Source organism: Actinoplanes rectilineatus (assembly GCF_000962825.1).
Lineage (GTDB): Bacteria > Actinomycetota > Actinomycetes > Mycobacteriales > Micromonosporaceae > Actinoplanes > Actinoplanes rectilineatus.
The window spans coordinates 1-397 of the sequence record NZ_JZKF01000247.1 but is presented as its reverse complement, the minus strand read 5'-3'; the positions used below and the strand labels follow the sequence as shown (position 1 = coordinate 397).

General features: G+C 71.8%; 1 protein-coding gene. It reads right to left on the bottom strand.

All coding sequences use genetic code 11. The features are described 5' to 3' along the window. The coding region (locus WH85_RS46305; protein WP_045748606.1) for a substrate-binding domain-containing protein at positions 1-397 on the bottom strand (397 nt) is incomplete at both ends.

Below are 397 nucleotides of genomic sequence, written 5' to 3'. Positions count from 1 at the left end.
CGTCCACAGTCCGAGGCAACCGGCCAGGGCCGGCGTGGAACCCAGCCAGTCCAGAGCCCGCGGGTCATAGGTGTGCCGGCCGAGCAGCGCGATGCCGAGCTCGTACTGGATGTTCAGCGTCGACTGCAGGTACCGGACCTGATCGAACAGCGCCCGGGTGTGCGGTTCGGAGACGGCCGGCCCGGCATGCGGGCAGCCGCATGACTCCCGCGGCGTGAACTCGGTGGCGACCTGGCGCACCTCGGCCGGCATCCCCGGATCGGCGACCAGTTCGTCCAGCAGGCCGTAGACGGCGGCGCCCACCCGGTCCAGCGGCTGCCGCACACTCGACAACGCCGGCCGCAGGTACGACGCGTCGGCGATGTCGTCGAAACCCACCACGGCCAGCTCACGGGGC